Here is a 270-nt window from a genome sequence, read left to right as displayed (position 1 = left end):
ATTGCGCTTTGTTTTTTATACGATTGGCTTAAATGAAATTGAAGAATCTAGTCCATACGGGGCATTACTTTGTAGTAAACACTTTTTATCATTTCCACTAAATGAAGAAGATGAAGAGATGATGTCTTTTTATAAACATGAATTGGAACGACAAAAAAGAATAATGAAAACGTTAACAATAGAACAATATACGATGTTCGATAAACATTATAGATTATTAAAGTTTTGTGATGAGCTTTCATTATATGTATGTATGAATAAACCTGGTGT

General features: G+C 28.5%; 1 protein-coding gene. It reads left to right on the top strand.

Annotation, left to right across the window (positions count from 1 at the left end; genetic code table 11):
• Window positions 1–270: DUF3891 family protein (locus KI356_RS27825; protein WP_212937078.1), on the top strand; the 270-nt coding region annotated here is incomplete at both ends.

The organism is Bacillus hominis (assembly GCF_018332515.1).
Taxonomy (GTDB): Bacteria; Bacillota; Bacilli; order Bacillales; family Bacillaceae_G; genus Bacillus_A; species Bacillus_A hominis.
Note: the sequence above shows the minus strand (reverse complement) of the source record. Positions and strands in the feature narration are given on the sequence as shown.